This is a genomic window from Flavonifractor sp. An9, from assembly GCF_002161245.1.
Classification (GTDB): Bacteria; Bacillota; Clostridia; order Oscillospirales; family Oscillospiraceae; genus Flavonifractor; species Flavonifractor avicola.
Genome location: NZ_NFHC01000013.1, coordinates 67,928 through 88,916 on the forward strand (window position 1 = coordinate 67,928; position 20,989 = coordinate 88,916).

Below are 20,989 nucleotides of genomic sequence, written 5' to 3' on the forward strand. Positions count from 1 at the left end.
CGTCCTGCGCCCATCGGAGGACACATGACAGAAAACCAAGAGAAAAAAGCCATCAACCGGGCAGTGCTGGTGGGCCTCAACGCCCACTGCCTGTCCGAGGCGGAAAATGCCGACGACTCCTCCATGGAGGAACTGGCCGACCTGCTGGAGACGGCGGGCGGCGAGTGCGTGGGCACCGTGTTTCAGAATAAGGATACCCCCGATCCCCGTACCTTCATCGGCGAGGGCAAGGTGGCGGAGGTGAAGGAGCTGGTGGACGCCATGGGGGCCGATATGGTCATCGTGGACAACCCTCTGTCGCCCTCCCAGCAGCGTGCCTTGTCGGAGGATCTGAAGGTCCAGGTACTGGACCGCGCGGCCCTCATCCTGGACATCTTTGCCCAGCGGGCCCGCACCAAGGAGGGCCGCCTCCAGGTGGAGCTGGCCCAGTATCAGTACCTGCTGCCCCGTCTGCTGGGTATGTGGACCCACCTGGAGCGGCAGGAGGGCGCCATCGGCACCCGCGGCCCCGGTGAGACTCAGCTGGAGACTGACCGGCGGCACATCCGCAGAAAAATTCAGAAGCTGCGGGAGGAGCTGGACCAGGTGCGCCGGGTGCGGGCTACCCAGCGCTCCCGCCGGGAGAAGAACGAGGTGCCGGTGGTGGCCATTGTGGGCTACACCAACGCGGGCAAGTCTACTTTGCTCAACAAGCTGACCGGCTCGGATATCCCCGCCAACAACCGGCTCTTCGATACACTGGATACCACCACCCGCACCCTGGAGATTTCCGACACCTGCACGGTGCTCCTCAGCGATACGGTAGGCTTCATCCGCAAGCTGCCCCACCATCTGGTGGAGGCATTCAAGGCCACCCTGGAGGAGCTGTCCTACGCCGACCTGCTGCTTCACGTCATCGACACCTCCAACCCGGAGTGGCGGGAGCAGGCCGAGGTGGTAGAGAAGCTGATCTGCGAGCTGGGCGCCGAGCAGACTCCCCGTATCGACGTATTCAACAAGATCGACCGCTGCCCCAGCGAGATTTTGCCCCACGGCGAGGACATTGTATCGATTTCCGCTAAGACCGGTCAGGGACTGGACGAGCTGCTCAGTAAGATTGGCGACCGGCTGGACACCGGCGCCCACCGGGTGGTGCTCCACATCCCCTATGACAAGGGTGGTATTGTAGATCTGCTTCACCGGGAGGCCAAGGTGGAGCGGGTGGACTACGGCGAGACCATCGAGGTAGAGGCCGTGTGCACACCCATTCAGCTGGGCCGTCTTAAGGATTATATCGTGTCCGGCTGGACGCCCCCCAAGGAGTTTTGGGAGGATTAAGGAGGGCAACACCATGAGACCACTGGAGACCGAGCGCCTGATTCTGCGTCCCTTTACCGAGGAGGACGCGGCCAATTTGTATGCCTATGCCAGCCACCCGGAGGTAGGGCCTTGGGCGGGGTGGAAGCCCCACGCCGACGAGGCGGAGAGCTTACGGGTAATCCGGGAGATCTTCCTGCCCTCTGACACTCTGGCGGTGATCCGGAAGTCCGATGGGCGGCTTATCGGCTCCGCCGGGTTTGTGGGCAAGCATCGCACTGAGCTGGGCACCCCCAGCGAAGAGGTGGGCTACTCTCTGGCCCGGGACTGCTGGGGCCAGGGGCTGATCCCTGAGGCGGTGGATGCCATCCTCCGCCACTCCTTTGTGGAGCTGGGTTACGCCGCCATCTGGGCCGCCTACTACGACGGCAACCGCAAATCCAAACGGGTGATGCAAAAATGCGGCATGACCTACCGCCTATCCCGGGTGGAGCCGGTGGAGCAGCTGAATGAGACCCGGCTGGCTCACTATTTTGCCATTACCAGAAGGGAGTGGGAGGCCAGATGACCGAATACTACATTCCCACTGCCCCCTCAGAGACCGAATTTGTGGAGAAGCGCTCCCGGTTCATCGGCCATGTCTGGCCGGTGGAGAGCGAGGAGGAGGCCCGGGGTTACATCGAGGCCATGAAGAAGAAGTACTACGACGCCCGCCACAACTGCTGGTGCTACCGCATCAAGGAGGGGGGCGTGGAGCGCTACTCCGACGACGGAGAGCCCCAGGGCACCGCCGGTCAGCCCATGCTCAACGTGTTCCAGCGGGAGGAGGTCACCAACGTGTGCTGTGTGGTGACTCGTTACTTTGGCGGGGTGCTGCTGGGGGCGGGGGGCCTGGTGCGGGCCTACACCCAGAGCGCCAAGGACGCTCTGGATGCCGCCGGGATCTCGGTGGTGCGCCGGTGGGTAGAGACGGCGGTGACCTGCCCCTACTCCTTCTTCGAGCGGGTGCGCCAGGAGGCGGAGGCCCAGGGTGGTGTACTGGGGGAGAGCGAGTACGCCGCCGACGTTACCGTCCATGTGCTGCTGCCCGAGGAGAACACCGAGGCTTTCGCCGCCCGGCTCACCGAGATGACTGCAGGAGGTGTGGCTCCCATGACTTTGGGAGAAGCCTTCCGGGCAGTACCCATCAAATAAAAGCAAAAGCGTCCCCACGGCAACGCCGTGGGGACGCTTTTTATTTGCTGGTCAGCAGCAGCAGGTCTTTGGAGGGCAGCTCCAGCCACAGAGGGTCGCGCTGGGACAGAGCGGCCCAGCGGTCCTTCTCCAGCTCAATGCGCAGACGGGAAAAGCCCTGGCTGCCGCCGGGGGTGGACAGCATGACCACCGTGGAGAATACGTTCTCCACCACCCGCTCCACCTGGCAGGGGAGTGCGTTGGGGCCGGGGCCCTCCACCGGCCTGATGTAGTGGGCCCGGACGCCGATGTGGGTCAGCCCTTCCGGCAGCGGCTGGCCTGGGTTCAGAGTTACGCCCCAGTCCAGAGCCTCTACCTTGCCGTCCGCTGTAGCCTTGGCACGGGACACGTTCTTGCAGCCGGACAGCAGACAGGCCGACAGGGTGCGGGGAGCCTCAAAGAGTTCATGCACCGGCATCATGGCCTGGGAGCGGCCAGCATCCAGTACACACACCTGCTGGCACAGCCGCTGTACCTCGTCCCGGTTGTGGGTGACGAAAAGTACCGGCCCGGAGAAGGCGGCGAGAATGTCGGCCAGCTCCAGTTCCACCTGCCATTTCAGATAGCTGTCCAGGGCGGAGAAGGGCTCGTCCAACAGCAGTACCTCCGGCTGACTGGCCAGGATACGGGCCAGGGCCACCCGCTGCTGCTGGCCGCCGGACAGATGCCGGGGGTATTTGTGCTCCTGCCCCTCCAGGTAGAAGGAGGAGATCAGGCGGTTTACCGTCTCCTTCCGGGCGGCTTTGTCCTGTACCCCCACGGCAATGTTCTGGGCCACCGTCATGTTGGGGAAGAGGGCGTAATTCTGGAAGAGATAGCCTACTTTCCGCTTCTGCGGGGGCAGGCCAATGCGACGCTCCGAGTCGAAGAGTACCTTATCATCCAGCACAATGCGGCCCCGGTCGGGTTTTTCGATGCCAGCGATGCACTTGAGGGTGAGGCTCTTGCCGCAGCCGGAGGCACCCAGCAGGCCGGTGACCTGGCCGCTTTCCGTTTCAAAGGAGCAGTCCAGCTGGAATTTACCGAAGTCTTTGTGAATGTTAACCTGTAACCGCATCACTCCACCTCCCCGGAGACAGGAACGGCCCGGCGGCGGGGCCGACGGTCCTTTTTCTCCAGCATATTGACACACAGCAGCACCACGGCGGAGATGGCCAGGTTGATGAGTACCCACTGCATGGCTCCGGCATCATCCCCGGTGCGCCACAGCTGGTACACCGTGGTGGAGATGGTGGCCGTCTTGCCGGGGGTGTACCCGGCAATCATGGCGGTGGCGCCATATTCGCCCAGGGCCCGGGCGAAGGCCAGCACAGTGCCCGCGATAATGCCCTGCTTGCAGTAGGGCATCATGACCCGCCAGAAAATCCAGGTATTGGACTTGCCCAGGGTGCGGGCGGCGTGGGCCAGAGTCACGTCGAAGGACTCGAAGGCTCCCCGGGCAGTGCGGTACATCAGAGGAAAGGCCACCACTGCCGAGGCGAAGATGGCCGAGTACCATACCATGGTCAGCCGCAGGTCAAAGACCTCCAGGAACCACAGGCCGATGGTCCGCTTGGGGCCCAGCAGCCGCAGCAGGAAATAGCCCACCACGGTGGGGGGGAGGACCAGGGGGAGGGTGAGGACCACGTCCAGCACGCCCTTCACCAGCCGGGGCAGCTTGGCTACATAGTAGGCCGCCAGAATGCCCAGGAAGAAGATGAGCACAGTGGAAATGGCGGCAATGCGCAGAGAATTCAAAAGGGGATAGAGATCCAGAACCGATCACCTGCCTTATCAAATGGGCCTGCCGCACGGCGGCAGGCCCTTGTGTTTACTGAATGACGGTAAAGCCCACGCCCTCCAGCACGGCCATGGCGTCGGCGTCGGTGTGCAGATAGTCCAGGAAGGCCTGGGCGGCGGCCTGGCTGGCCTCACTGCCGCCGCACTTCATGACGGCGGCGGGATAGATGACCTGATCGCACATCTCGGCGGTGGCCTGATCCACTACGTTGAGCTCATAGGTAAAGGCGTCGGTTGCGTAGATGATGCCGCAGTCAACAGCGCCCTCCTTTACCTGATTGGCCACCTCGGATACGTTGGAGGCGTAGGTCACCTTGCCGGTGTCCTCCAGGGCGGCGATGTCGATGCCCAGGGTGTCCAGAATCTGGAGGGAGTAGGCCCCCACGGGCACGTCGTCGTTGCCCAGGCAGAGCAGGGACAGCTTGTCGGTGGCCAGATCGGAGAAGGACTGGATGTCCTTGGGGTTGTCGTCAGGTACCGCCAGCACCACCTTATTCTCCACAAAGTTGATGCGGGTGTCGGACTGCACGAAGTCCAGCCCCTCATTGGTGCCGGTGGTATCGGTGCTGTCCAGCTGGTTCATCTGCTTCTGAGCGGCGGAGATAAACAGGTCGCACACAGCGCCCTCTTCGATCTGGGTCTTGAGGGTGCCGGAGGAGTCAAAGGTGAAGGTGAGCTTCACGTTGGGAGCCACCTCTTTGTACAGGTCGGCGATCTGAGTGAGTGTGGCCTCCATGGAGGCGGCGGCGAACACCACCACTTCTACCTCTTCGGACTGAGCGGGGGTGGGAGTCTCGCTGTTCTGAGCGGGGCTCTGGGCGGCACCGGAATTGCCGCCGCAGGCGGCTAACGCCAGGATCAATGATAGGGACAGGACCAGGGATACGATTTTTTTCATACTGCATTCTCCTTTACAAAATGGTAGGCGATCCCGTTTCCAGGAGCGCCCCGGCCCGCCGCCATGACATCAAAGGTTTTAGGCGTTACGGGCTCGAAGAATTCAGGACTTATCTTAACGGGCGCAGTTACCCGTAGTCCCCCTTAAAATCTCCAGGCCGTGGGCCAGAGAGGGGAGAATGAACTCCAGGCACTCCCGCACCGCCTTGGGACTGCCGGGCAGGTTGACCATGAGCGTCTGTTTGCGGATGCCCGCCGCCGCCCGGCTCAGCATGGCCCGGGGGGTGATCTGGAGGGACTGCCACCGCATGGCCTCGGCAATGCCGGGGGCGGGGCGCTCGGTGACCGCCAGAGTGGCTTCCGGGGTCAGGTCGGTAGGGGAGAAACCGGTGCCCCCGGTGGTGAGGACCAGATCGGCCAGGTCGTTGTCGCACAACCGCTTTAGCTCGCCGCCCAGCGGCTCCATGCCGTCGGGCAGCAGGGCGGTGTGGACCACCTCATAACCTGCCGCCTCCACCATTTCCCGGATCACGGGACCGCTCTTGTCCTCACGCTGTCCGGCATAGCCGGAGTCGCTGAGGGTGATGATGGCTACCCGCATATTCAGCCCTCCTCCACGATGGTAAGGTCATCCCCCACCGAGATGGTGCCCCCATGGAGTACCTTGGTAAACACGCCCTCCCGGGGCATAATGCAGTCGCCCATGACCTTGTAGATCTCACAGTGGGCGTGGCACTGCTTGCCCACCTGGGTCAGCTCCAACACCACATCGTTGCACTTGAATTTGGTGCCGATGGGCAGGGTCTTGAAGTCGTAGCCCTCCACCACCAGGTTTTCCCCAAAAGCACCGTCATCCACCACGGCACCTCTGGCCCGGAAGGCCTCCACCTGCTCATGAGAGAGCAGGGACACCTGACGGTGCCACTTGCCCGCGTGGGCGTCTCCCTGGATGCCCCAGTCCTCCACGAACTGGGCGGAGCCCACATTTTTCTTCTGGGTGCCCTTCTGTTCACTGACACAGACAGCGATCACTTTGCCCATGGTTTTATCCTCCAATTTGATTCATATTGCGCCCTTCGTCTTGGGCCTGCCTGCCTCCGCCGAAGTGATGGCTGGCGGGTTTGTGGCCGATAGCGTCTGCCATGGCAGTTTGCAGGGCCGTATCGTCGGCGCCAGCGTCCAGCAGAGCCTTCAGATCCACCCCGTGGTCGTATTGCAGACAGGCCTTGAGAAAACCGGTGGCAGTGAGCCGCACCCGGTTGCAGCTTTGACAGAACTGATGGGACACCGCACTAATAAAGCCCACCTTGCCCTGAAAGCCGGGGAAGGTCACGTTCCGGCTGGGCCCGCCCAGAGCATCGGAGGGGCAGGGAAGGGCAGGGCCGAAGGCGGCCTCCAGCTGCTGCAATACCTCTTCCTCGGTGCGGCGGGTGAGGGTGTCTCCCAGGCCAATGGGCATCAGCTCGATGAAGCGGACGGTCAGGTCCCGGTCCTTTGCCAGGGCAGCCAGAGGCACCAGCTGGGCGTCATTGCCGCCGGAGGGGACACAGTTGACCTTGACGGTGAGGTTCGGTGCAGCCAGAGCGGCTTCCAGCCCCTCCAGGGCCCGGGGCAGCTCGTCTCGCCGGGTGAGGGAGGCGAACTGGGCCCGATCCAGGGTGTCCAGGCTGAGGTTCACCCCATCCAAGCCGGCCTTCAAAAGTTCGGGTAGTTGGTCGGCCAGCAGTATTCCGTTGGTGGTGAGGCTGACGGTACGGATGCCGTCGATGGCCTTTAACTCCTGCACCAGATTGGCCAGACCCTTGCGGACCAGAGGCTCGCCGCCGGTGAGGCGCACCTTTTCCACCCCCAGAGAGGCGGCCAGACGCACCAGACGGATGATCTGCTCATAGGTAAGGATGGCGCTGTGGTCCACCCACTCCACACCCTCCTCGGGCATACAGTAGCGGCAGCGCAGATTGCACCGGTCGGTGACCGATACCCGGAGATAGCGGATGTTTCGTCCAAATTGGTCAAGCATGGCCGCCACTCTCCTTTACTAAGCGGAGCAGAAAGCGGGCCGCCTCATGGGGCTGGTCCAGGGGCAGCACCGGTACGCCGGGTACCTCCAGAGGCAGATCGGTGACCAGAGCCAGCAGGGTGGCCGGGTCGGACACCGGGCCCTCCGAGTTGCCCTTCCGTACCACCTCCAGCTTGGGCCAGCCGGTGTGCTTGAAGCCCTCCAGCAGGATCAGATCCGCTTCAGGGAATTGCGTGATGAGGAAGTCCTCTGTTACAGGCTGCTTCTTCACGATCTTAAACTTTTCCCTGTCAAAGATGGCGGTGCCTGCCGCACCAGCGGCCATAAAGCGGCCGGTATCGGTGCCGGGCGGGTCTGCGTCAAAAGAGTGGCCATCGTGCTTGACCACTGCCACGGTGAGGCCCGACTCCTCCAGCAGGGGGAGCATGGCTTCTATGAGGGTGGTTTTGCCGGAGTTTTTTACCCCGGATACTGCCACCACCAGGGGCTTAGCCACGGTCATACACCCCCGACTTGCCGCCCTCCTTGTGGACCAGATGGATGTCGCCCAATTCCATCCCCTTGTCCAGGGCCTTACACATATCGTAGATGGTAAGCAGTGCTACAGAGACGCCGGTGAGGGCCTCCATTTCCACGCCGGTTTTGCCGGAGAGCTTGACGGTGCAGGTGGCCCGCACGGCGCAGGCCTCTTCCAGAATTTCGAAATCCACCGACAGGTGGCTGAGCAGCAGGGGATGGCACAGAGGGATCAGCTCCCAGGTGCGCTTGGCGGCCATAATGCCCGCTACCCGGGCCACCCCCAGCACGTCGCCTTTGGCGGCAGTGCGTCCGGTGATAGCCGCCAGAATGGGCGGGGTGACTTTGATGGTGCCCTCGGCCACCGCTGTGCGATAGGTGGGCTCCTTGCCGGTCACATCCACCATAATGGCGTTGCCGGCCTCGTCAAAATGATTGAAAGCAGGTTCCATAATAACCTCCTTATAGAATCGATATCAGGTGCTCACAGCAGCCACACCTGGATGGCCTGTCCAGCCTCCACCGGTGGAGTGCCTGCCGGCAGCTCCACCAAACAGTTGCACCCCACCAGGGAGGCCAGCTGGCCGGAGGAGTGACCCACCGGCAGCGTCACCTGCCCGTCCTCGTATCGGCCACGGAGGAAACGACGCCGGGGACTGGGCTTGTCATAGGGGGTGGCCAGGACGGCCTGCTGCCGCCGGGGGAGCAGGTGGGGCTCTCCTGCCAGCGCGGCCAGCAGGGGCTGAGCCAACAGTTCAAAGGTGGTGAAAGCGGCAAAGGGGTTGCCAGACAGAGACAGGATCGGCTTGCCATTATACTGGGAGAACATAGCCGGGGTGCCCGGCTTCAGGTCCACCTTCCAAAATACCCGCTCCGCCCCCAGCAGGGGGAGGGCCTGATGAAAGATATCCTTGTCACCTACCGACACGCCGCCGGTGGTGATGAGCAGGTCACAGCCCTCCAGCATTCCCTCCATGGCCTTCGACACAGCGGCGGGGGAGTCGGCGGCATGACGGCAAAAGGAAGGCATACCAAGCTCCGTCAGCCGGGCGGTGAGCAGGGCTCCGTTGGAGCCGTAAATCTTCCCGGGAGGGAGGGGCTGCCCGGCCTCCACCACTTCGTCCCCGGTGGTGAGCAGCCCCACTTTGGGCCTGCGTCGCACGGCTACCTCTGTGAGGCCGGCGCTGGCCAATACGCCAAGGGCAGCGGCGTCCAGCCGGGTGCCTGCCGGGAGCAGCAGGCTGCCCGTTCGGTAGTCCTCACCCTGATAGACATAATTTTTATAAGGGGGGAGGGAGGCGTAGATTCTTACCGGGTTACCCAGATCAGTGTCCTCCTGGCGGAGTACGCAGTCACAGCCTTGGGGCAGCATGGCTCCCGTCATGATGCGGATGGCCTGTCCGGGCAGGAGGGGTGATTTTGCCGCATCTCCCGCATATAGGGTATCTACGACTGGCAGACAGACGGGGTGGTCCCGTTTTGCTCCGGCGATGTCAGCAGAGCGGAGAGCATAGCCGTCCAGAGGGGAGCGGTCAAAAGGCGGCTGGTCAACAGGGGCAGTTACGTCAGATGCCAGGGTACGGCCCAGAGCCTGAAGGGCGGGCAGTGTCTCCGATTCCAGCGGGGACAGCCCCCCGGTCATCAGCTCAACTGCCTGTTCCAGCGAAATGCCGGTGACCATGGTCAGCACCCCTTGCCGAAGGGGCAGATGGGGTAGTGGCACTCAGGGCAGCCCAGGCACAGGCCGCCATGGCCCAGGGCCTTCAGATCAGAGCGACTGACCCGTACCCCGGCGGCGATGCGGGGGAGCACCAGGTCGAACACAGTGGCCTTGGCGTACATAACGCAGCCAGGCAGGCCCAGAATGGGGGTACCGTCGGCAAAGTAGCCCAGCAGGAACATGGCTCCCGGCAGCACCGGAGCGCCGTAGGACACGATGTCCGCGCCGGTGTCCTTGATGGCCTTGGGGGTCTTGTCGTCCGGGTCCACGCTCATGCCGCCGGTGCACAGGATCAGGTCCACCCCCTTGGCCTTATAGTCCAGGGCGGCGGCGGTGATGGCGGCCATGTCGTCGCCGGGGAGGCAGTGCTCCGTGACCTGGATGTCGTAGGCAGCCAGCTTGTCGATGATAACGGGGGTAAAGGTGTCCTCAATGAGGCCCTTGGCCACCTCACTGCCGGTAGTGATGAGACCACAGGTTTTCAGCTTCCAGGGGGTGAGGGAGAGGATGGGACCGGTGCCGGCTCGCTCCTCCACCTGCCGTAGCTTGTCCTCGGCGATGACCAGAGGGATAATGCGGGTGCCCGCCAGCTTGTCCCCCTTGTGAACGGCGGTGTTGGTGTGGCGGGTGGCGATCATGATCTCGTCCTCACCGTTGAGGGCGTTGAGCCGCTCTACATCCACCTGAAACAGGCCGTCGATGTCGGCGATGAGCTCGATCTTGCCCTCCTTCACAGCGGTACCGTGCATATGCTCATTCTGGCACAGGGCCTGAAGGCGAAGGGCGGCCTCGTCCTCATGGAGCATCCCGGGCTGGCGCTCCCACACATAGAGGTGCTCCTTGCCCATGCTCAGCAGCACCGGGATATCCTCCTCGGTGACCACATGGCCCTTGCGGAACCGGGCGTCCTTGGTAACGCCACGAATGATCTGAGTCAGGTCGTGGCAGAGCACATGGCCCACCGCGTCGCGGGTATCGATCAGTTTCATCATCTGTTCCTCCTAGTAAACAAAAAGAGGTACCGTCCGATCCGGTACCTCTGGACAGAAGGGTACAATACCCCCTGTGAAAGAGACTCCTTTTCAAAGACGGAAGGCCGTGCCGTTTCCAGAACGACCCTGGCGGTACGCCATAGGCCAGGCCCTTAGGCGGTTCCGCTCGGAGCACACTCAATTTTCATCAGCATACCACATTTTTTGTTAGATTGCAATGGCCAAGGTGGCACGGGTGTGGTACACTACAGAAAGAAAGGGGAGAGGAGCATGAGAGAGCTGCGGGGACGGTTTGCCCCCAGTCCCAGCGGGCGGATGCACCTGGGCAATCTGTTTTCCGGGCTGCTGGCCTGGTTATCGGTGCGCTCCGCCGGGGGGACTATGGTGCTGCGGATGGAGGACCTGGACCCGGACCGGTGCCGGGCGGAATACGCCGATCAGCTGGCTGACGATCTGCGCTGGCTGGGTCTGGACTGGGACGAGGGTTATCAGACCGGAGGACCTCATGGACCCTATACCCAAAGTGACCGTACAGAATTGTATGCGGACGCCTTCCGAGATCTGGAGAAAAGAGGGCTGATCTACCCCTGCTTCTGCACTCGGGCGGAGCGGCTGGCTGCCTCAGCGCCCCACAGGAGCGACGGACAGGTGATCTATGGTGGCAAGTGTAGACGCTTGACAGAGAAAGAGCGGGCGGAATTGGGTGAAAAACGTTGTCCCGCCTGGCGTTTGATGGTGCCTGACAGGAATATTAGCTTTACAGATAAACTGCAAGGAGCCTATACCGAAAACCTGCTCAAAGACTGCGGAGACTTCATTGTGCGCCGGTCTGACGGGGTGTATGCCTACCAGCTGGCGGTGGTATACGACGACGGGGCCATGGAGATCAATCAGGTGGTGCGGGGGCGGGATCTGCTGGATTCCACCCCCCGGCAGATTTATCTCTACGAGCTGTTGGGACTGACCCCGCCGGAGTTCTGCCACGTGCCTCTGCTGCTGGCCCCTGACGGCAGACGGCTGTCCAAGCGGGAGCGGGATCTGGATATGGGGGCTCTGCGGCAGCGGTTCACACCGGAGGGGCTGACCGGCTTACTGGCTTTCTGGGCCGGGCAGCTGGACAAGCCGGAGCCGGTGCGTCCGGCGGAGCTGGCCAAGGACTTCGACTGGGCGAAAGTCCCGGCGGAGGATATTGTGGTCCATCCCGACCAACTGTAAAAAGGACGCCGCGGCACATTGCCGCGGCGTCCTTTCTATCTTTAGGAGAAACTCACGTTGCAGTCGGTGGGGACCACGCACACATAGGTATTGCCCACGCCGAAGGTAATGGGGTTGCCGTCGGCATCCTCATAATAGAACTGGCCGCTGGGGGCCTGCTTGCTCCAGGTCAGCTCGGTGATTTTGCCGCCGCAGGCAAAATAGCCCTTGCCGCCGCTGGACAGGTCCACGGTGATGTGACCCAGATAGTCGCCGGTGTTGCGGCAGGCGGTCTTGATGATGACTACGTTGGTGACCTCTACCTGCTGCTGGGTGTTGCCGTCTATGTAGGCCGCGCCGTACTCCTCTACGCCGTACTTACCGGTGTTCTCATTGTAGACAAAGCGGCCGGTCTTGTAGCTGGAGACGGGAACGGTGATCTGGGTGGCGTCCACGCCGTCGGCAGGAGTACCATCTTCAGCGAAGTTCATCTCATAGACGTAGCCGTCCTTATGGTCCAGACGGATGTTGTAGGTGGGCAGCCGGTCCATGATGGATTGGCCGGTGGTGACCACTGTGTGCTCCAGGCTGTAGCTCTGCTTGCGCACCGGGTCACGCCACATCAGGTTGCTGTTTTCCGTACTGCCCAGATAGGGGCCTCGTACCGCGTCCAAGGCGGTGACGCCCCAGGTCTTGATTTTGCTGTAGGCGTCCTCGCTGCCGCCGGCATGGAGGAACACGGCGTCGTGGCCCAGGGCAACCTCCAGATAGTAGGGACGGGCGGAGCGGATAGAGCCGATGGTGCCCACTCCGTCCAGGGACTGATAGACGCCAACCATTCGGGTGATGCCGCCCTCGGCGGGAATCTCATAGATGATATCAGCCTGAGACTGGCCCAGCTGGGGGAGGGCCTGCTTCAGGTTGTTGAGCATGATGGCCACCGGCCGGCGGTTGACCCACTCTTCGCCCATGGGCAGGCCGGTGAGTGGGTTGAGGGGGCCGTCATAAGGGGTCTCGGTGGGTGTGGGTGTAACACTTTCCACCACGGGGGCGGAGGAAGTGGGCGGCGCGGGGGAGTCCTCCGGTTCCGGAGACCCACCGCAGGCGGAGAGCAGCAGGGGCAGCGTAAGCAGCAGGGGCAGCAGTTTTTTTCCCATGACGGTATCCTCCGTTTTCTTGCCGGGCGCCCGCCGTGGGGGCCGGGGCTCCGCAGTGTGGTACCTTTATCATACTCTGTGGGACAGGTTCCCGTCAAGGTGGCCGGAGCCGGGAAATTGCACTTGTGATTTTACTCGGGCTTGGGTATAATGATTATTAAGCGGCAAGCGCTTCGGAAAGGAGAACTCCATGGCACGTCACGGTTTTATCCACGACAAACTGGATATCAAGTTCCTGATCCTCTACATCATGGCGCGGGTGGCATCTCCCATCGATTTTCACGCCCTTACTGACCTGACCATGTGCGATGATGGGGTGGACTACTTCGAGTTTGCCGAGGCGGTCTCCGAACTGGTGGAAACCGGGCACCTGACCCTGGAGAACGACCTGTACGCCATCACCGACAAGGGACGTTCCAACGGCGCCGCCTGTGAGAGCAGCCTGCCCTACACCGTCAAGCAGAAGTGCGGTGTCAATCTGGCCCGGATCAACGGCATCCTCCGGCGCAATGCACAGGTGCGCGCCCATGTGGAGGACCGGCCGGAGGGGGGCAGCACGGTGAAGATGGAGTTGGACGATGACAAGGGAAATCTGTTCACGCTGGAGCTGTTCTGCGGTACCCGGGAGCAGGCCCAGCGGATGGCCAAGGGCTTCAAGGAGGAGCCGGAGCGGGTGTACAACGATGTGATCACTGCCCTGCTGGAGTGGGAGAAAAATCGATAATTTCCCGGGAAAGAAAAAATAAGTGTTGACAAAGCCTGGTCGGGGCGCTATAATAACCGAGCAGTCTTTTGACGGGGCTGTGTTTTGCGGATGTGCTGGAACTGGTAGACTGGCTAGCTTGAGGTGCTAGTGGCCCACGGCCGTACGGGTTCGAGTCCCGTCATCCGCACCATATGCGCGAGTGGTGGAATTGGCAGACTCGCTAGATTCAGGTTCTAGTGTGCATTACGCACGTGCGGGTTCAAGTCCCGCCTCGCGCACCAAAAAGAAAGACACGACGAAAGTCGTGTCTTTCTTTTTAGATTTTGCCGCCTGGATGGCGGCTCAATCCTTTTGATTGCAACAGCGACGATTCCGGAAATGGAGGACCAGGACCATGAATGAAAAGGAAGTAGGGGAGCTGCGCCGCCGGTTCAAGGCGGACAAGAGCGCCATCACCCATGTGCGGGGCTGCTACGTCAACGAAAAGAAGGAGATCGTCTCTCAGTTTAACCAGTCCCTGGCGCTGATGAGCGAGGAGGAGAGCGAAAAGCTGCTGGCCATTCTGCGCCGCACCCTTTCCGGCGGCATTGACCGCAACCTGATCGACATCAGCTTTGCCACCAAGCAGGTGGCGGAGGGGGAGGAGCACAAGCTGCTCATGGCCCTGCGGGATTCCGGACTGGGGGATGAGGAGGCTGTCCAGGCCTTTTTCCAGAAGGCCATTGACAGCCTGGCTCTGGAAGGCAGCTATCTGATCCTGCTGGCTCATGACCGGTACGACGTACCCTACCGGGCCAAGGACGGCGAGACCCAGAAAGACGCCTCCGAGGAGGTCTATTCCTACATTCTGTGCAGCATCTGCCCGGTGAAGCAGACCAAGCCTGCTCTCAGTTTCCAGGCCCGGGAGAGCCGCTTCTATAACCGCCAGGCTGACTGGCTGGTGTCCCCGCCGGAGGTGGGTTTCCTGTTTCCCGCCTTTGATGACCGGACCACCAACCTCTATGACGCGCTGTACTATAATAGAGATGTGGGGGAGAACCACGAGGAGTTTGCTCAGGCGGTATTTGCCTCTCCCATCCCCATGCCTGCCCAGGCCCAGAAGGAAACCTTCCAGTCCATTCTGGGGGAGGCTTTGGGGGAGGAGTGCAGCTACGATGTGGTCCAGGCGGTCCATGACCAGCTGCGGGAGCTGGTAGAGGAGCACAAGGAGAATAAGGAAGAGGAGCATCTGATGGTGTCTAAGGGGGCGGTGAAGTGTGTGCTGCTGTCCTGCGGCGTGTCCGAGAGCCATGTAAACGCCTTTGACAGCCGCTACGACGACAGCTTTGGCGCGGAGACCCGGCTCAGTCCCCGGAACCTGGTGGACGCCAAGCAGGTCCAGGTCTCCATGCCCGACGTAACCATCAAGGTGTCCCCGGAGTACAGCGCTCTGGTGGAGACTCGCTCTATCAATGGGAAAAAGTACATCCTCATTCCGGCGGAAGGGGAAGTGGAGGTCAACGGGGTGCCCATCCACATCGACGGCTGACCACAAGCTGGGAATTGCATCTTTTTGAAAAATAGAGTAGAATCAGGTATCGACTTTTGCAGGGAGGCATTGCCATGGGAATCTTTAACCCGGAGCACGGTATCTACCGCCTGACGGAAAAGATAGCCGATCTGGTGATTTTGAGTGTGTTTTGGCTGGTGTGTTCCATTCCCCTGGTGACGCTGGGGCCAGCCACCACCGCGCTCTACAACACGGTGGTACGCTGTATCCTGGGCGATGAGCGCAACAGCTGGGTCCTGTTTTTCCGTACCTTCAAGCAAAATTTCAAGGTGGGTGCACTGACCAGCCTGGTGGTAGTCCCGCTGATGGCGGTGCTGGTCATCCTCCACGAGGTGCTCTATCAGATGGCCCTGACGGACGATGTGGGCTATACGCTGTTTTTTGCCTACCGGGTCTTTCTGCTACTGCCCATCGGTTTTATCTGCTACCTCTTTCCGGTGCTCTCCCGGTTTACCTTTCAGGTCAACGGCTTGTTGGTGACCTGCGGCAAGCTGGCCATCGCACACTTGCCCAGCACCGTGCTGATGGCGGTGATCGCTTTTGTCGCCCTCATCGTATGCTCTAATGTGCCCATTCTGGTTATGTTGCTGCCCACTATCGTGACTTGTCTGCACGCCTTTCTGCTGGAGCGGATTTTCCGGCCCTATATCAAGGAGCAGCAGCCGGACGTGGACGATGAAGAGGACGACGAAGATGAAATGTAAATGAATATATCAATTATCAATGAAAAAGCCGCGCCGGCTTCCACGAGGGAAGCCGGCGCGGCTTTTTTGCGTCAGAGGGAGGAGTGCATCATGGTATTGATGGCCTCCTGATAGGAGAGTTGGATGTGCTCGGTGAGCAGCTGGCAGGCAGTTTCCTGCTGCTGCTGAAGAATGGCGTCCAGAATGGCGATATGCTCCTGATTGCTCACCTGATAGCGCAGGGGGCGCCATGCGGTGATGCGGATCAGGTTCAGATAGTCCACCAGACTGCGCATCAGCTGGGAGGCATACTGATTATGAAGGGTATCCACCAGCTCCAGGTGAAATTTATTGTCCAGTTCAATCAGGGGAGAGGCGGTCTGTCCAGCCCTGCCTGCCTCATCGTCCTGGTGCTCCAGCAGCAGGGCCCGCATATCGGTGGCCCACTGGAGATCCACCTGATAGAAGCACTGCCGGAGAATCATGGGCTCTAACAGGGAGCGGATCTCAAAGATATCATGGATGCTCTTGGGGGTGGGGCGGGTGATCTCGATGCCTTTGCGGGGGTGAATTTGCACCAGATTGTCCTGGGCCAGCGCCAGAACAGCCTCCCGTACCGGCGTCCGGCCCAGCCCCAGGGATTCCTGAAGCTGAGACTCATTCACAAATTGGCCGGGCGACAGTTCCTTTTGCAGGATCATATTCTTGATCTGATCGTATGCCTGTTTGGACAGACTGGTCTCCCGTTTGGTATTGATGGGTGCCATAGGCAACTTCCTTCCGCAGCGACATATCAAAATTGTGTGCCTGATATATCAGATGTACATTCATGTAATATATCATCCGCTTGCAGTATACCAGCCTTGGAAGGGTCCGTCAAGTAGGTGGGGAAATGACAAAAAAGGGAAGAAATGATGGGAATTAGAGACAAAAAAGGAGTCAATTAGGTCCTGAAGGGGAAATTGCAGGACATTTCGGGATCTCTTGTTGTCGGATTATCACAAGAAGGAAAACATGAAAATGAATTTCTTTGGCAGAATCGTCGGTTTATGGGTTGACAGGTCGAATAAACTGTGATATCTTCAAACCATAAAATATATCAGCGATATATCAGCTGCATATCAGCCCGTACCGGACGCATGGGAGGGAAGCATATGAGCGGGGCAAAGCCCTTTTTGGACGAAGATTTTCTGCTGACCACCGAAACGGCCAGGACGCTGTACCACACAGTGGCGGAGCAGATGCCCATTCTGGATTACCATTGTCACGTCAGTCCCCGGGAGATCGCCGAGAACCGGGTCTTTCATGACCTGACCCAGCTCTGGCTGGAAGGGGACCATTATAAGTGGCGGTTGATGCGGGCTAACGGGGCGGAGGAACGACTGGTGACCGGCGACACCGATCCCTTTGAAAAGTTCCAGACCTGGGCCAAAGCGTTGGAGCGGGCTCCGGGTAATCCACTCTATCATTGGAGCCACCTGGAGCTGCGCCGCTATTTCCGGTATGACGGCCATCTGACCGGGGCCAACGCCAAAGAGGTGTGGGACCACTGCAGCAAGGTGATTGGAGATGGGATGTCTGTTCGGGACATCCTGAAAAAATCCAATGTGACCCTGCTGTGTACCACCGACGACCCGGCGGACAGTCTGGAGTGGCACGCTAAAATGGCTGCCGATCCCACCCTGGAGACCTGCGTGCTGCCCGCATTCCGACCCGATCAGGCGGTGAACCTGGAGAAGGCGGAGTTTGCCGCCTACCTGGAGCGGCTGGGCCAGGCGGCCGGCGTGAAGATCGACGGCTGGGACAGCCTGCTGGGGGCGCTGGAGAACCGGATGGACTTCTTCCATACCAACGGCTGCCGGGTGGCTGACCACGGATTGGACAACATCTGCTATCGGCCCGCTGGCACGGAAGAGCTGGATGCCATCCTGAAACGGCGGCTGGCCGGGGAAGAGGTGACCGGGGAAGAGAAGTGGAAGTACAAGACAGCCCTGCTTCTTTTCTTCGGAAGAGGCTATGCCAAACGAAACTGGGTGATGCAGCTTCACTTTGCCGCTCAGCGCAATAACAACACCAAGATGTACCGGCTTTTGGGACCGGATACCGGATATGACAGCATCGGGCCGGGGGTAAACCTGCCTGATCTGGCCGCCTTCCTCAGCACCCTGGAGGAGGAGGGGGCTCTGCCCAAGACCATCCTCTATTCTCTGGACCCCAACGACAACGCAGGACTCATCACCCTGATGGGCTGCTTCCAGGGACCGGGCGTGGCCGGGAAGATGCAGCACGGCGCGGCCTGGTGGTTCAACGACAATAAGGGCGGTATGGCGGCCCAGATGAAGGCCCTGGCGGCCAACGGCCTGCTGGGGAACTTTGTGGGGATGCTCACCGATTCCCGCAGCTTCCTCTCCTATACCCGGCATGAATATTTCCGGCGCATCCTGTGTGAGCTGCTGGGCGGCTGGGTGGAAAGCGGACAGCTGCCCGATGACCGGGCAGCGCTGGATGGCATGACGGCCGACATCTGTTACCGAAACAGCATTCGTTACTTTGGCTTGGAACAGTATCATTTACGGGGGGCGGAGAAGCTATGAGTATGATCAGCGTCAAGGGGTTGAAAAAGAGTTTCAAGAACCATGAGGTGCTCAAAGGCATCGACATTGAGATCCAGCCCGGTGAGGTGGTGGCCATCGTAGGACCCTCCGGCTGCGGCAAGTCCACCTTCCTGCGCTGCCTCAACCTGCTGGAGAAGCCCTCCGGCGGACAGATCCTCTACCACGACGTGGATCTGGTCAGCGCCGACGCCAAGACGTCCACCAAGGTCCTGCTCGGTATGGGCATGGTGTTCCAGCAGTTCAACCTGTTTCCCCACCTGACGGTGCTGGACAACATTATGCTGGCCCCCACCATGGTTAAGGGACAGGACAAGCAGACCAGCCAGGAGCAGGCCATGGCACTGCTCAAGACCGTGGGCCTGGAGGACAAGAAGGATGCCTACCCCAACCAGCTCTCCGGCGGCCAACAGCAGCGCATCGCCATCGCCCGGGCTCTGGCCATGAAGCCGGAGGTCATGCTCTTCGACGAGCCCACCTCCGCTCTTGACCCCGAGATGGTAGGCGAGGTGCTGGACGTCATGAAGAAGCTGGCTGCGGAGGGCATGACCATGCTGGTGGTCACCCACGAGATGGGCTTTGCCCGTGAGGCCGCCGACCGTGTGATCTTCATTGACGGCGGCTACATCGTGGAGGACAGCGAGCCAGAGGAGTTCTTCAGCCATCCCAAGAATAAGCGGCTTCAGGAGTTCTTGAGCAAAATGCTCTGATCTTCATTATATTAAGGAGGAAACGAACCATGTCTCAGATCAAGGTAGCTCGTTACAGTGATGTGAAGTACGACTTTGTAAACGGCTTTGCCAAGGTGCCGGTGCTGGAAGGGGAGTTCGACCAGGCCCACTTCGCCCACTGCGCCCTGCAGCCCGGCTGCTCCGTGACCCCTGACATCTACTCTGTGAAGGAGCACAATCAGCTGTTCATCTTCACCAAGGGCAAGGGCTACGTGACCACCCCCCGTCAGGCCTGGAACATTGTGGAGCCCGGTGTGTTCGTCCCTGAGTTTGATGCCGAGCACTTCACCATCACCTGCTCCGCTGACAGCAAGCAGCCTCTGGAGTACCTGCACATCATCACCGAGCTGAGCGACTACGACAAGACCTGTCTGGTGGAGTCCCGCATGGTGCTGCCCCGGTTCCGCGGTATCTCCCAGGGCTGGACCTACGACGAGGACTTCAAGGACAACGACATCACCACCTCCATCATGCTGCTGGAGCACCGCAACCTGGGACGTCTGTCCATGGGCTGTGTCCGGGGCAAGGGCCCGGTTGAGATCGGTCAGCACATCCACAACGAACTGGCCCAGTGGTACTTCCCCCTGCCCGGCTCCGAGTTTATTTACACCGCCGGCGGGGAAGAGGTTAAGATGACCGGCGGCGACCTGTCCTTCACCCCCACCGGCTTCTGGCACGGCAGCAAGGTGGAAGCGGACAAGACCTGCGACTACATCTGGTTCGAGATGTGCATCGACGGCTATCCCGGCGAGATCAAGTAAGATATCCATCCACTACACATTATCTATTTCAATGAAAAGGGGAATGTACCATGGCTCTGGTTCAGATTTCGAGAGGCGCTGAGGTCAAGCACAACTATGTGGACGGCGTGTCCCGGGTGCCCATCCTGGAGGGCGCTTACCATGACGCGACGGTGGAGCGCATCTCCATCCAGCCCGGCGCCGACCTGACCCCGGAGATCTTCTCCCGTCAGGAGCACAATCAGGTGTTTCTCATCACCGCCGGCAAGGGCTACATCGTCACCCCCCGCCGGGTGTTCAACATCACCGAGGTCTCCGTGTTCGTGCCCGACTTTGACAAGGAGCAGTTTACCTTCCACTGCGCCGCCGACGCCAAGGAGACGATGGAGATTGTCCACTTCGTCACCGAGCTGAGCGACTACGACAAGACCTGCCTGAAGGAGTCCCACCTGACTCTGCCCCGGTTCCGGGGTGTGTCCCAGGCCTGGCATTACAAAGAGGACTTCACCGGCGCCGACATTCAGCAGATGATGCTCATCGAGCACCGCAATCTGGGCCGCCTGTCCATGGGCGCCAACTTCGGCACCGGCCCCAACTACATCGGCCAGCACATCCACAATGAGCTGGAGCAGTGGTACATCATGCTGCCCGGGGCCTCCTTCACCTACACCGCTGAGGACGAGAAGATCCATGTGGTGGGCGGCGACGTGACCTACACCCCCCACGGCTCTCACCACGGCAGCGAGTGCGCCGAGGGCGAGAAATTCGCCTATGTGTGGTTCGAGCTGTGTGAGAACGGCTACCCCGGCGAGATCAAGTAAGTATGACACACAACTGGGGGCTGCTGGGTTCCAACAGTACCTACAGCCATATGCCCCTGGAGGCCTGCCTGGACGACCTGGTGGAGCTTGGGTTGACAGCCCTGGACTTCGTACCCCAGACGCCCCATTTCTGGTGCAGCCATACTGAGATGGGGGACGCCGCCGCCCTCCGGCGAATGCTGGAGGAGAGAGGCCTGCGGGCCGCGGTGGTCACCCCGCCTCCCTATCGCTATTCCATCACCGCCCCGGCGGGGATGCAGCGGCAGTCCACGCTGGACTATTACCGCCGCTGTATCCAACTGGCGGCCTCCCTGGGGGCCGACCGGGTGGTGCTGGGGGCGGA

24 protein-coding genes, 2 tRNA genes and 2 riboswitches are annotated in these 20,989 nt (G+C 60.8%); of the genes, 14 read left to right on the plus strand and 12 right to left on the minus strand.

Annotated elements, in window-relative coordinates; translation table 11 throughout:
* Positions 1-24: 24 nt before the first annotated feature.
* From hflX to B5G40_RS09805, 3 genes are read left to right on the plus strand one after another with little or no spacing between them, the layout of a single operon-like run.
* A complete protein-coding gene (hflX, locus tag B5G40_RS09795; protein WP_087399490.1) occupies positions 25-1,317 on the plus strand; it encodes a GTPase HflX in 1,293 nt (430 codons plus the stop codon).
* A 13-nt stretch (positions 1,318-1,330) separates the two neighbouring features.
* Positions 1,331-1,864 (plus strand): GNAT family N-acetyltransferase, encoded by a 534-nt coding sequence (locus B5G40_RS09800; protein ID WP_087399491.1) that lies wholly within the window; start codon positions 1,331-1,333, stop codon positions 1,862-1,864.
* Entirely contained in the window at positions 1,861-2,490 is a 630-nt protein-coding gene (locus B5G40_RS09805; protein ID WP_087399492.1) for a YigZ family protein, read from the plus strand. Before B5G40_RS09800 ends, B5G40_RS09805 begins: the two co-directional genes overlap by 4 nt.
* A gap of 40 nt (positions 2,491-2,530) precedes the next feature.
* Here B5G40_RS09805 and B5G40_RS09810 read toward each other — a convergent pair whose 3' ends face one another.
* The 10 genes from B5G40_RS09810 to B5G40_RS09855 all read right to left on the minus strand — a co-directional run bounded on the left by B5G40_RS09810 (position 2,531) and on the right by B5G40_RS09855 (position 10,450).
* On the minus strand, positions 2,531-3,586 hold the full coding sequence (locus B5G40_RS09810; protein ID WP_087399493.1) for a sulfate/molybdate ABC transporter ATP-binding protein: 1,056 nt from the start codon (positions 3,584-3,586) through the stop codon (positions 2,531-2,533).
* Positions 3,586-4,284, minus strand: a complete 699-nt coding sequence (gene modB, locus B5G40_RS09815) for a molybdate ABC transporter permease subunit (RefSeq protein WP_087399494.1) — start codon at positions 4,282-4,284, stop codon at positions 3,586-3,588. Before modB ends, B5G40_RS09810 begins: the two co-directional genes overlap by 1 nt.
* A 55-nt stretch (positions 4,285-4,339) precedes the next feature.
* Entirely contained in the window at positions 4,340-5,206 is an 867-nt protein-coding gene (gene modA / locus B5G40_RS09820; RefSeq protein ID WP_087399495.1) for a molybdate ABC transporter substrate-binding protein, read from the minus strand.
* Positions 5,199-5,317, minus strand: a riboswitch (molybdenum cofactor riboswitch). It overlaps the preceding gene by 8 nt.
* A gap of 3 nt (positions 5,318-5,320) precedes the next feature.
* Complete coding sequence (locus tag B5G40_RS09825) at positions 5,321-5,806, minus strand: MogA/MoaB family molybdenum cofactor biosynthesis protein (RefSeq protein WP_087388868.1); 486 nt, start codon at positions 5,804-5,806, stop codon at positions 5,321-5,323.
* A 2-nt stretch (positions 5,807-5,808) separates the two neighbouring features.
* Positions 5,809-6,246: an MOSC domain-containing protein gene (locus B5G40_RS09830; protein WP_087187394.1), complete on the minus strand. Its 438-nt coding sequence runs from the start codon at positions 6,244-6,246 to the stop codon at positions 5,809-5,811.
* A gap of 4 nt (positions 6,247-6,250) precedes the next feature.
* Entirely contained in the window at positions 6,251-7,225 is a 975-nt protein-coding gene (gene moaA / locus B5G40_RS09835; RefSeq protein WP_087399496.1) for a GTP 3',8-cyclase MoaA, read from the minus strand.
* The gene (gene mobB / locus B5G40_RS09840) at positions 7,218-7,727 is read right to left on the minus strand and encodes a molybdopterin-guanine dinucleotide biosynthesis protein B (RefSeq protein ID WP_087399497.1); all 510 of its coding nucleotides are present in this window, start codon (positions 7,725-7,727) and stop codon (positions 7,218-7,220) included. The genes moaA and mobB overlap by 8 nt, the downstream gene beginning before the upstream one ends.
* A complete protein-coding gene (gene moaC / locus B5G40_RS09845) occupies positions 7,714-8,193 on the minus strand; it encodes a cyclic pyranopterin monophosphate synthase MoaC (RefSeq protein WP_087328153.1) in 480 nt (159 codons plus the stop codon). Before moaC ends, mobB begins: the two co-directional genes overlap by 14 nt.
* A 32-nt stretch (positions 8,194-8,225) precedes the next feature.
* Complete coding sequence (gene glp, locus B5G40_RS09850; protein ID WP_242959369.1) at positions 8,226-9,464, minus strand: molybdopterin molybdotransferase MoeA; 1,239 nt, start codon at positions 9,462-9,464, stop codon at positions 8,226-8,228.
* The gene (locus B5G40_RS09855; RefSeq protein ID WP_087399499.1) at positions 9,425-10,450 is read right to left on the minus strand and encodes a molybdopterin-binding protein; all 1,026 of its coding nucleotides are present in this window, start codon (positions 10,448-10,450) and stop codon (positions 9,425-9,427) included. Before B5G40_RS09855 ends, glp begins: the two co-directional genes overlap by 40 nt.
* Positions 10,451-10,520: 70 nt before the next feature.
* Positions 10,521-10,637: riboswitch (molybdenum cofactor riboswitch) on the minus strand.
* Between the two features lie 86 nt (positions 10,638-10,723).
* Here B5G40_RS09855 and gluQRS point away from each other — a divergent pair.
* The gene (gene gluQRS, locus B5G40_RS09860) at positions 10,724-11,668 is read left to right on the plus strand and encodes a tRNA glutamyl-Q(34) synthetase GluQRS (protein WP_087328143.1); all 945 of its coding nucleotides are present in this window, start codon (positions 10,724-10,726) and stop codon (positions 11,666-11,668) included.
* 41 nt (positions 11,669-11,709) lie between these two features.
* On the opposite strand, the gene B5G40_RS09865 is transcribed toward gluQRS, so the two are convergent.
* Positions 11,710-12,804, minus strand: coding sequence for a DUF3048 domain-containing protein (locus tag B5G40_RS09865; RefSeq protein ID WP_087388875.1), 1,095 nt, complete (start codon positions 12,802-12,804; stop codon positions 11,710-11,712).
* 190 nt (positions 12,805-12,994) lie between these two features.
* On the opposite strand from B5G40_RS09865, the gene B5G40_RS09870 reads away from it, so the two are divergent.
* The 5 genes from B5G40_RS09870 (at position 12,995) to B5G40_RS09890 (ending at position 15,763) form a co-directional block, all read left to right on the plus strand.
* Positions 12,995-13,528 carry a DUF4364 family protein gene (locus B5G40_RS09870; protein WP_087187386.1) on the plus strand — a complete coding sequence of 178 codons (534 nt, stop codon included), beginning with the start codon at positions 12,995-12,997 and terminating at the stop codon, positions 13,526-13,528.
* An 86-nt stretch (positions 13,529-13,614) separates the two neighbouring features.
* Positions 13,615-13,700, plus strand: a tRNA-Leu gene (locus B5G40_RS09875).
* Between the two features lie 3 nt (positions 13,701-13,703).
* Positions 13,704-13,791, plus strand: a tRNA-Leu gene (locus B5G40_RS09880).
* A gap of 113 nt (positions 13,792-13,904) precedes the next feature.
* On the plus strand, positions 13,905-15,038 hold the full coding sequence (locus B5G40_RS09885; protein WP_087399500.1) for a DUF4317 domain-containing protein: 1,134 nt from the start codon (positions 13,905-13,907) through the stop codon (positions 15,036-15,038).
* Positions 15,039-15,112: 74 nt separating this feature from the next.
* Entirely contained in the window at positions 15,113-15,763 is a 651-nt protein-coding gene (locus B5G40_RS09890; RefSeq protein ID WP_242959371.1) for a YesL family protein, read from the plus strand.
* A 71-nt stretch (positions 15,764-15,834) separates the two neighbouring features.
* On the opposite strand, the gene B5G40_RS09895 is transcribed toward B5G40_RS09890, so the two are convergent.
* Positions 15,835-16,509, minus strand: a complete 675-nt coding sequence (locus B5G40_RS09895; RefSeq protein ID WP_087388877.1) for a GntR family transcriptional regulator — start codon at positions 16,507-16,509, stop codon at positions 15,835-15,837.
* Positions 16,510-16,896: 387 nt separating this feature from the next.
* Between B5G40_RS09895 and uxaC the strand changes: the two genes are divergently transcribed.
* From uxaC to B5G40_RS09920, 5 genes are all read left to right on the plus strand, one after another.
* A complete protein-coding gene (uxaC, locus tag B5G40_RS09900) occupies positions 16,897-18,336 on the plus strand; it encodes a glucuronate isomerase (RefSeq protein ID WP_087399501.1) in 1,440 nt (479 codons plus the stop codon).
* A 2-nt stretch (positions 18,337-18,338) separates the two neighbouring features.
* Positions 18,339-19,064 carry an amino acid ABC transporter ATP-binding protein gene (locus tag B5G40_RS09905; protein ID WP_087399502.1) on the plus strand — a complete coding sequence of 242 codons (726 nt, stop codon included), beginning with the start codon at positions 18,339-18,341 and terminating at the stop codon, positions 19,062-19,064.
* 29 nt (positions 19,065-19,093) lie between these two features.
* Entirely contained in the window at positions 19,094-19,846 is a 753-nt protein-coding gene (locus tag B5G40_RS09910; protein ID WP_087399503.1) for a cupin domain-containing protein, read from the plus strand.
* A gap of 50 nt (positions 19,847-19,896) precedes the next feature.
* The gene (locus tag B5G40_RS09915; RefSeq protein ID WP_087399504.1) at positions 19,897-20,646 is read left to right on the plus strand and encodes a cupin domain-containing protein; all 750 of its coding nucleotides are present in this window, start codon (positions 19,897-19,899) and stop codon (positions 20,644-20,646) included.
* Between the two features lie 2 nt (positions 20,647-20,648).
* A partial coding sequence (locus tag B5G40_RS09920) for a sugar phosphate isomerase/epimerase family protein (RefSeq protein WP_143383400.1) occupies positions 20,649-20,989 on the plus strand: 341 nt, incomplete at its 3' end.

What these genes read in the sequence shown, in the direction of transcription:
- hflX (WP_087399490.1), top strand. Translation starts at nt 25, where the DNA reads ATGACAGAAAACCAAGAGAAAAAAGCCATCAACCGGGCAGTGCTGGTG.
- B5G40_RS09915 (WP_087399504.1), top strand. Translation starts at nt 19,897, where the DNA reads ATGGCTCTGGTTCAGATTTCGAGAGGCGCTGAGGTCAAGCACAACTAT.
- B5G40_RS09865 (WP_087388875.1), bottom strand. Translation starts at nt 12,804, where the DNA reads ATGGGAAAAAAACTGCTGCCCCTGCTGCTTACGCTGCCCCTGCTGCTC.
- B5G40_RS09870 (WP_087187386.1), top strand. Translation starts at nt 12,995, where the DNA reads ATGGCACGTCACGGTTTTATCCACGACAAACTGGATATCAAGTTCCTG.
- mobB (WP_087399497.1), bottom strand. Translation starts at nt 7,727, where the DNA reads ATGACCGTGGCTAAGCCCCTGGTGGTGGCAGTATCCGGGGTAAAAAAC.
- B5G40_RS09890 (WP_242959371.1), top strand. Translation starts at nt 15,113, where the DNA reads ATGGGAATCTTTAACCCGGAGCACGGTATCTACCGCCTGACGGAAAAG.
- B5G40_RS09825 (WP_087388868.1), bottom strand. Translation starts at nt 5,806, where the DNA reads ATGCGGGTAGCCATCATCACCCTCAGCGACTCCGGCTATGCCGGACAG.
- B5G40_RS09805 (WP_087399492.1), top strand. Translation starts at nt 1,861, where the DNA reads ATGACCGAATACTACATTCCCACTGCCCCCTCAGAGACCGAATTTGTG.
- B5G40_RS09905 (WP_087399502.1), top strand. Translation starts at nt 18,339, where the DNA reads ATGATCAGCGTCAAGGGGTTGAAAAAGAGTTTCAAGAACCATGAGGTG.
- B5G40_RS09885 (WP_087399500.1), top strand. Translation starts at nt 13,905, where the DNA reads ATGAATGAAAAGGAAGTAGGGGAGCTGCGCCGCCGGTTCAAGGCGGAC.
- B5G40_RS09800 (WP_087399491.1), top strand. Translation starts at nt 1,331, where the DNA reads ATGAGACCACTGGAGACCGAGCGCCTGATTCTGCGTCCCTTTACCGAG.
- uxaC (WP_087399501.1), top strand. Translation starts at nt 16,897, where the DNA reads ATGAGCGGGGCAAAGCCCTTTTTGGACGAAGATTTTCTGCTGACCACC.
- B5G40_RS09830 (WP_087187394.1), bottom strand. Translation starts at nt 6,246, where the DNA reads ATGGGCAAAGTGATCGCTGTCTGTGTCAGTGAACAGAAGGGCACCCAG.
- modA (WP_087399495.1), bottom strand. Translation starts at nt 5,206, where the DNA reads ATGAAAAAAATCGTATCCCTGGTCCTGTCCCTATCATTGATCCTGGCG.
- B5G40_RS09810 (WP_087399493.1), bottom strand. Translation starts at nt 3,586, where the DNA reads ATGCGGTTACAGGTTAACATTCACAAAGACTTCGGTAAATTCCAGCTG.
- moaA (WP_087399496.1), bottom strand. Translation starts at nt 7,225, where the DNA reads ATGCTTGACCAATTTGGACGAAACATCCGCTATCTCCGGGTATCGGTC.
- B5G40_RS09855 (WP_087399499.1), bottom strand. Translation starts at nt 10,450, where the DNA reads ATGAAACTGATCGATACCCGCGACGCGGTGGGCCATGTGCTCTGCCAC.
- B5G40_RS09895 (WP_087388877.1), bottom strand. Translation starts at nt 16,509, where the DNA reads ATGGCACCCATCAATACCAAACGGGAGACCAGTCTGTCCAAACAGGCA.
- moaC (WP_087328153.1), bottom strand. Translation starts at nt 8,193, where the DNA reads ATGGAACCTGCTTTCAATCATTTTGACGAGGCCGGCAACGCCATTATG.
- gluQRS (WP_087328143.1), top strand. Translation starts at nt 10,724, where the DNA reads ATGAGAGAGCTGCGGGGACGGTTTGCCCCCAGTCCCAGCGGGCGGATG.
- B5G40_RS09910 (WP_087399503.1), top strand. Translation starts at nt 19,094, where the DNA reads ATGTCTCAGATCAAGGTAGCTCGTTACAGTGATGTGAAGTACGACTTT.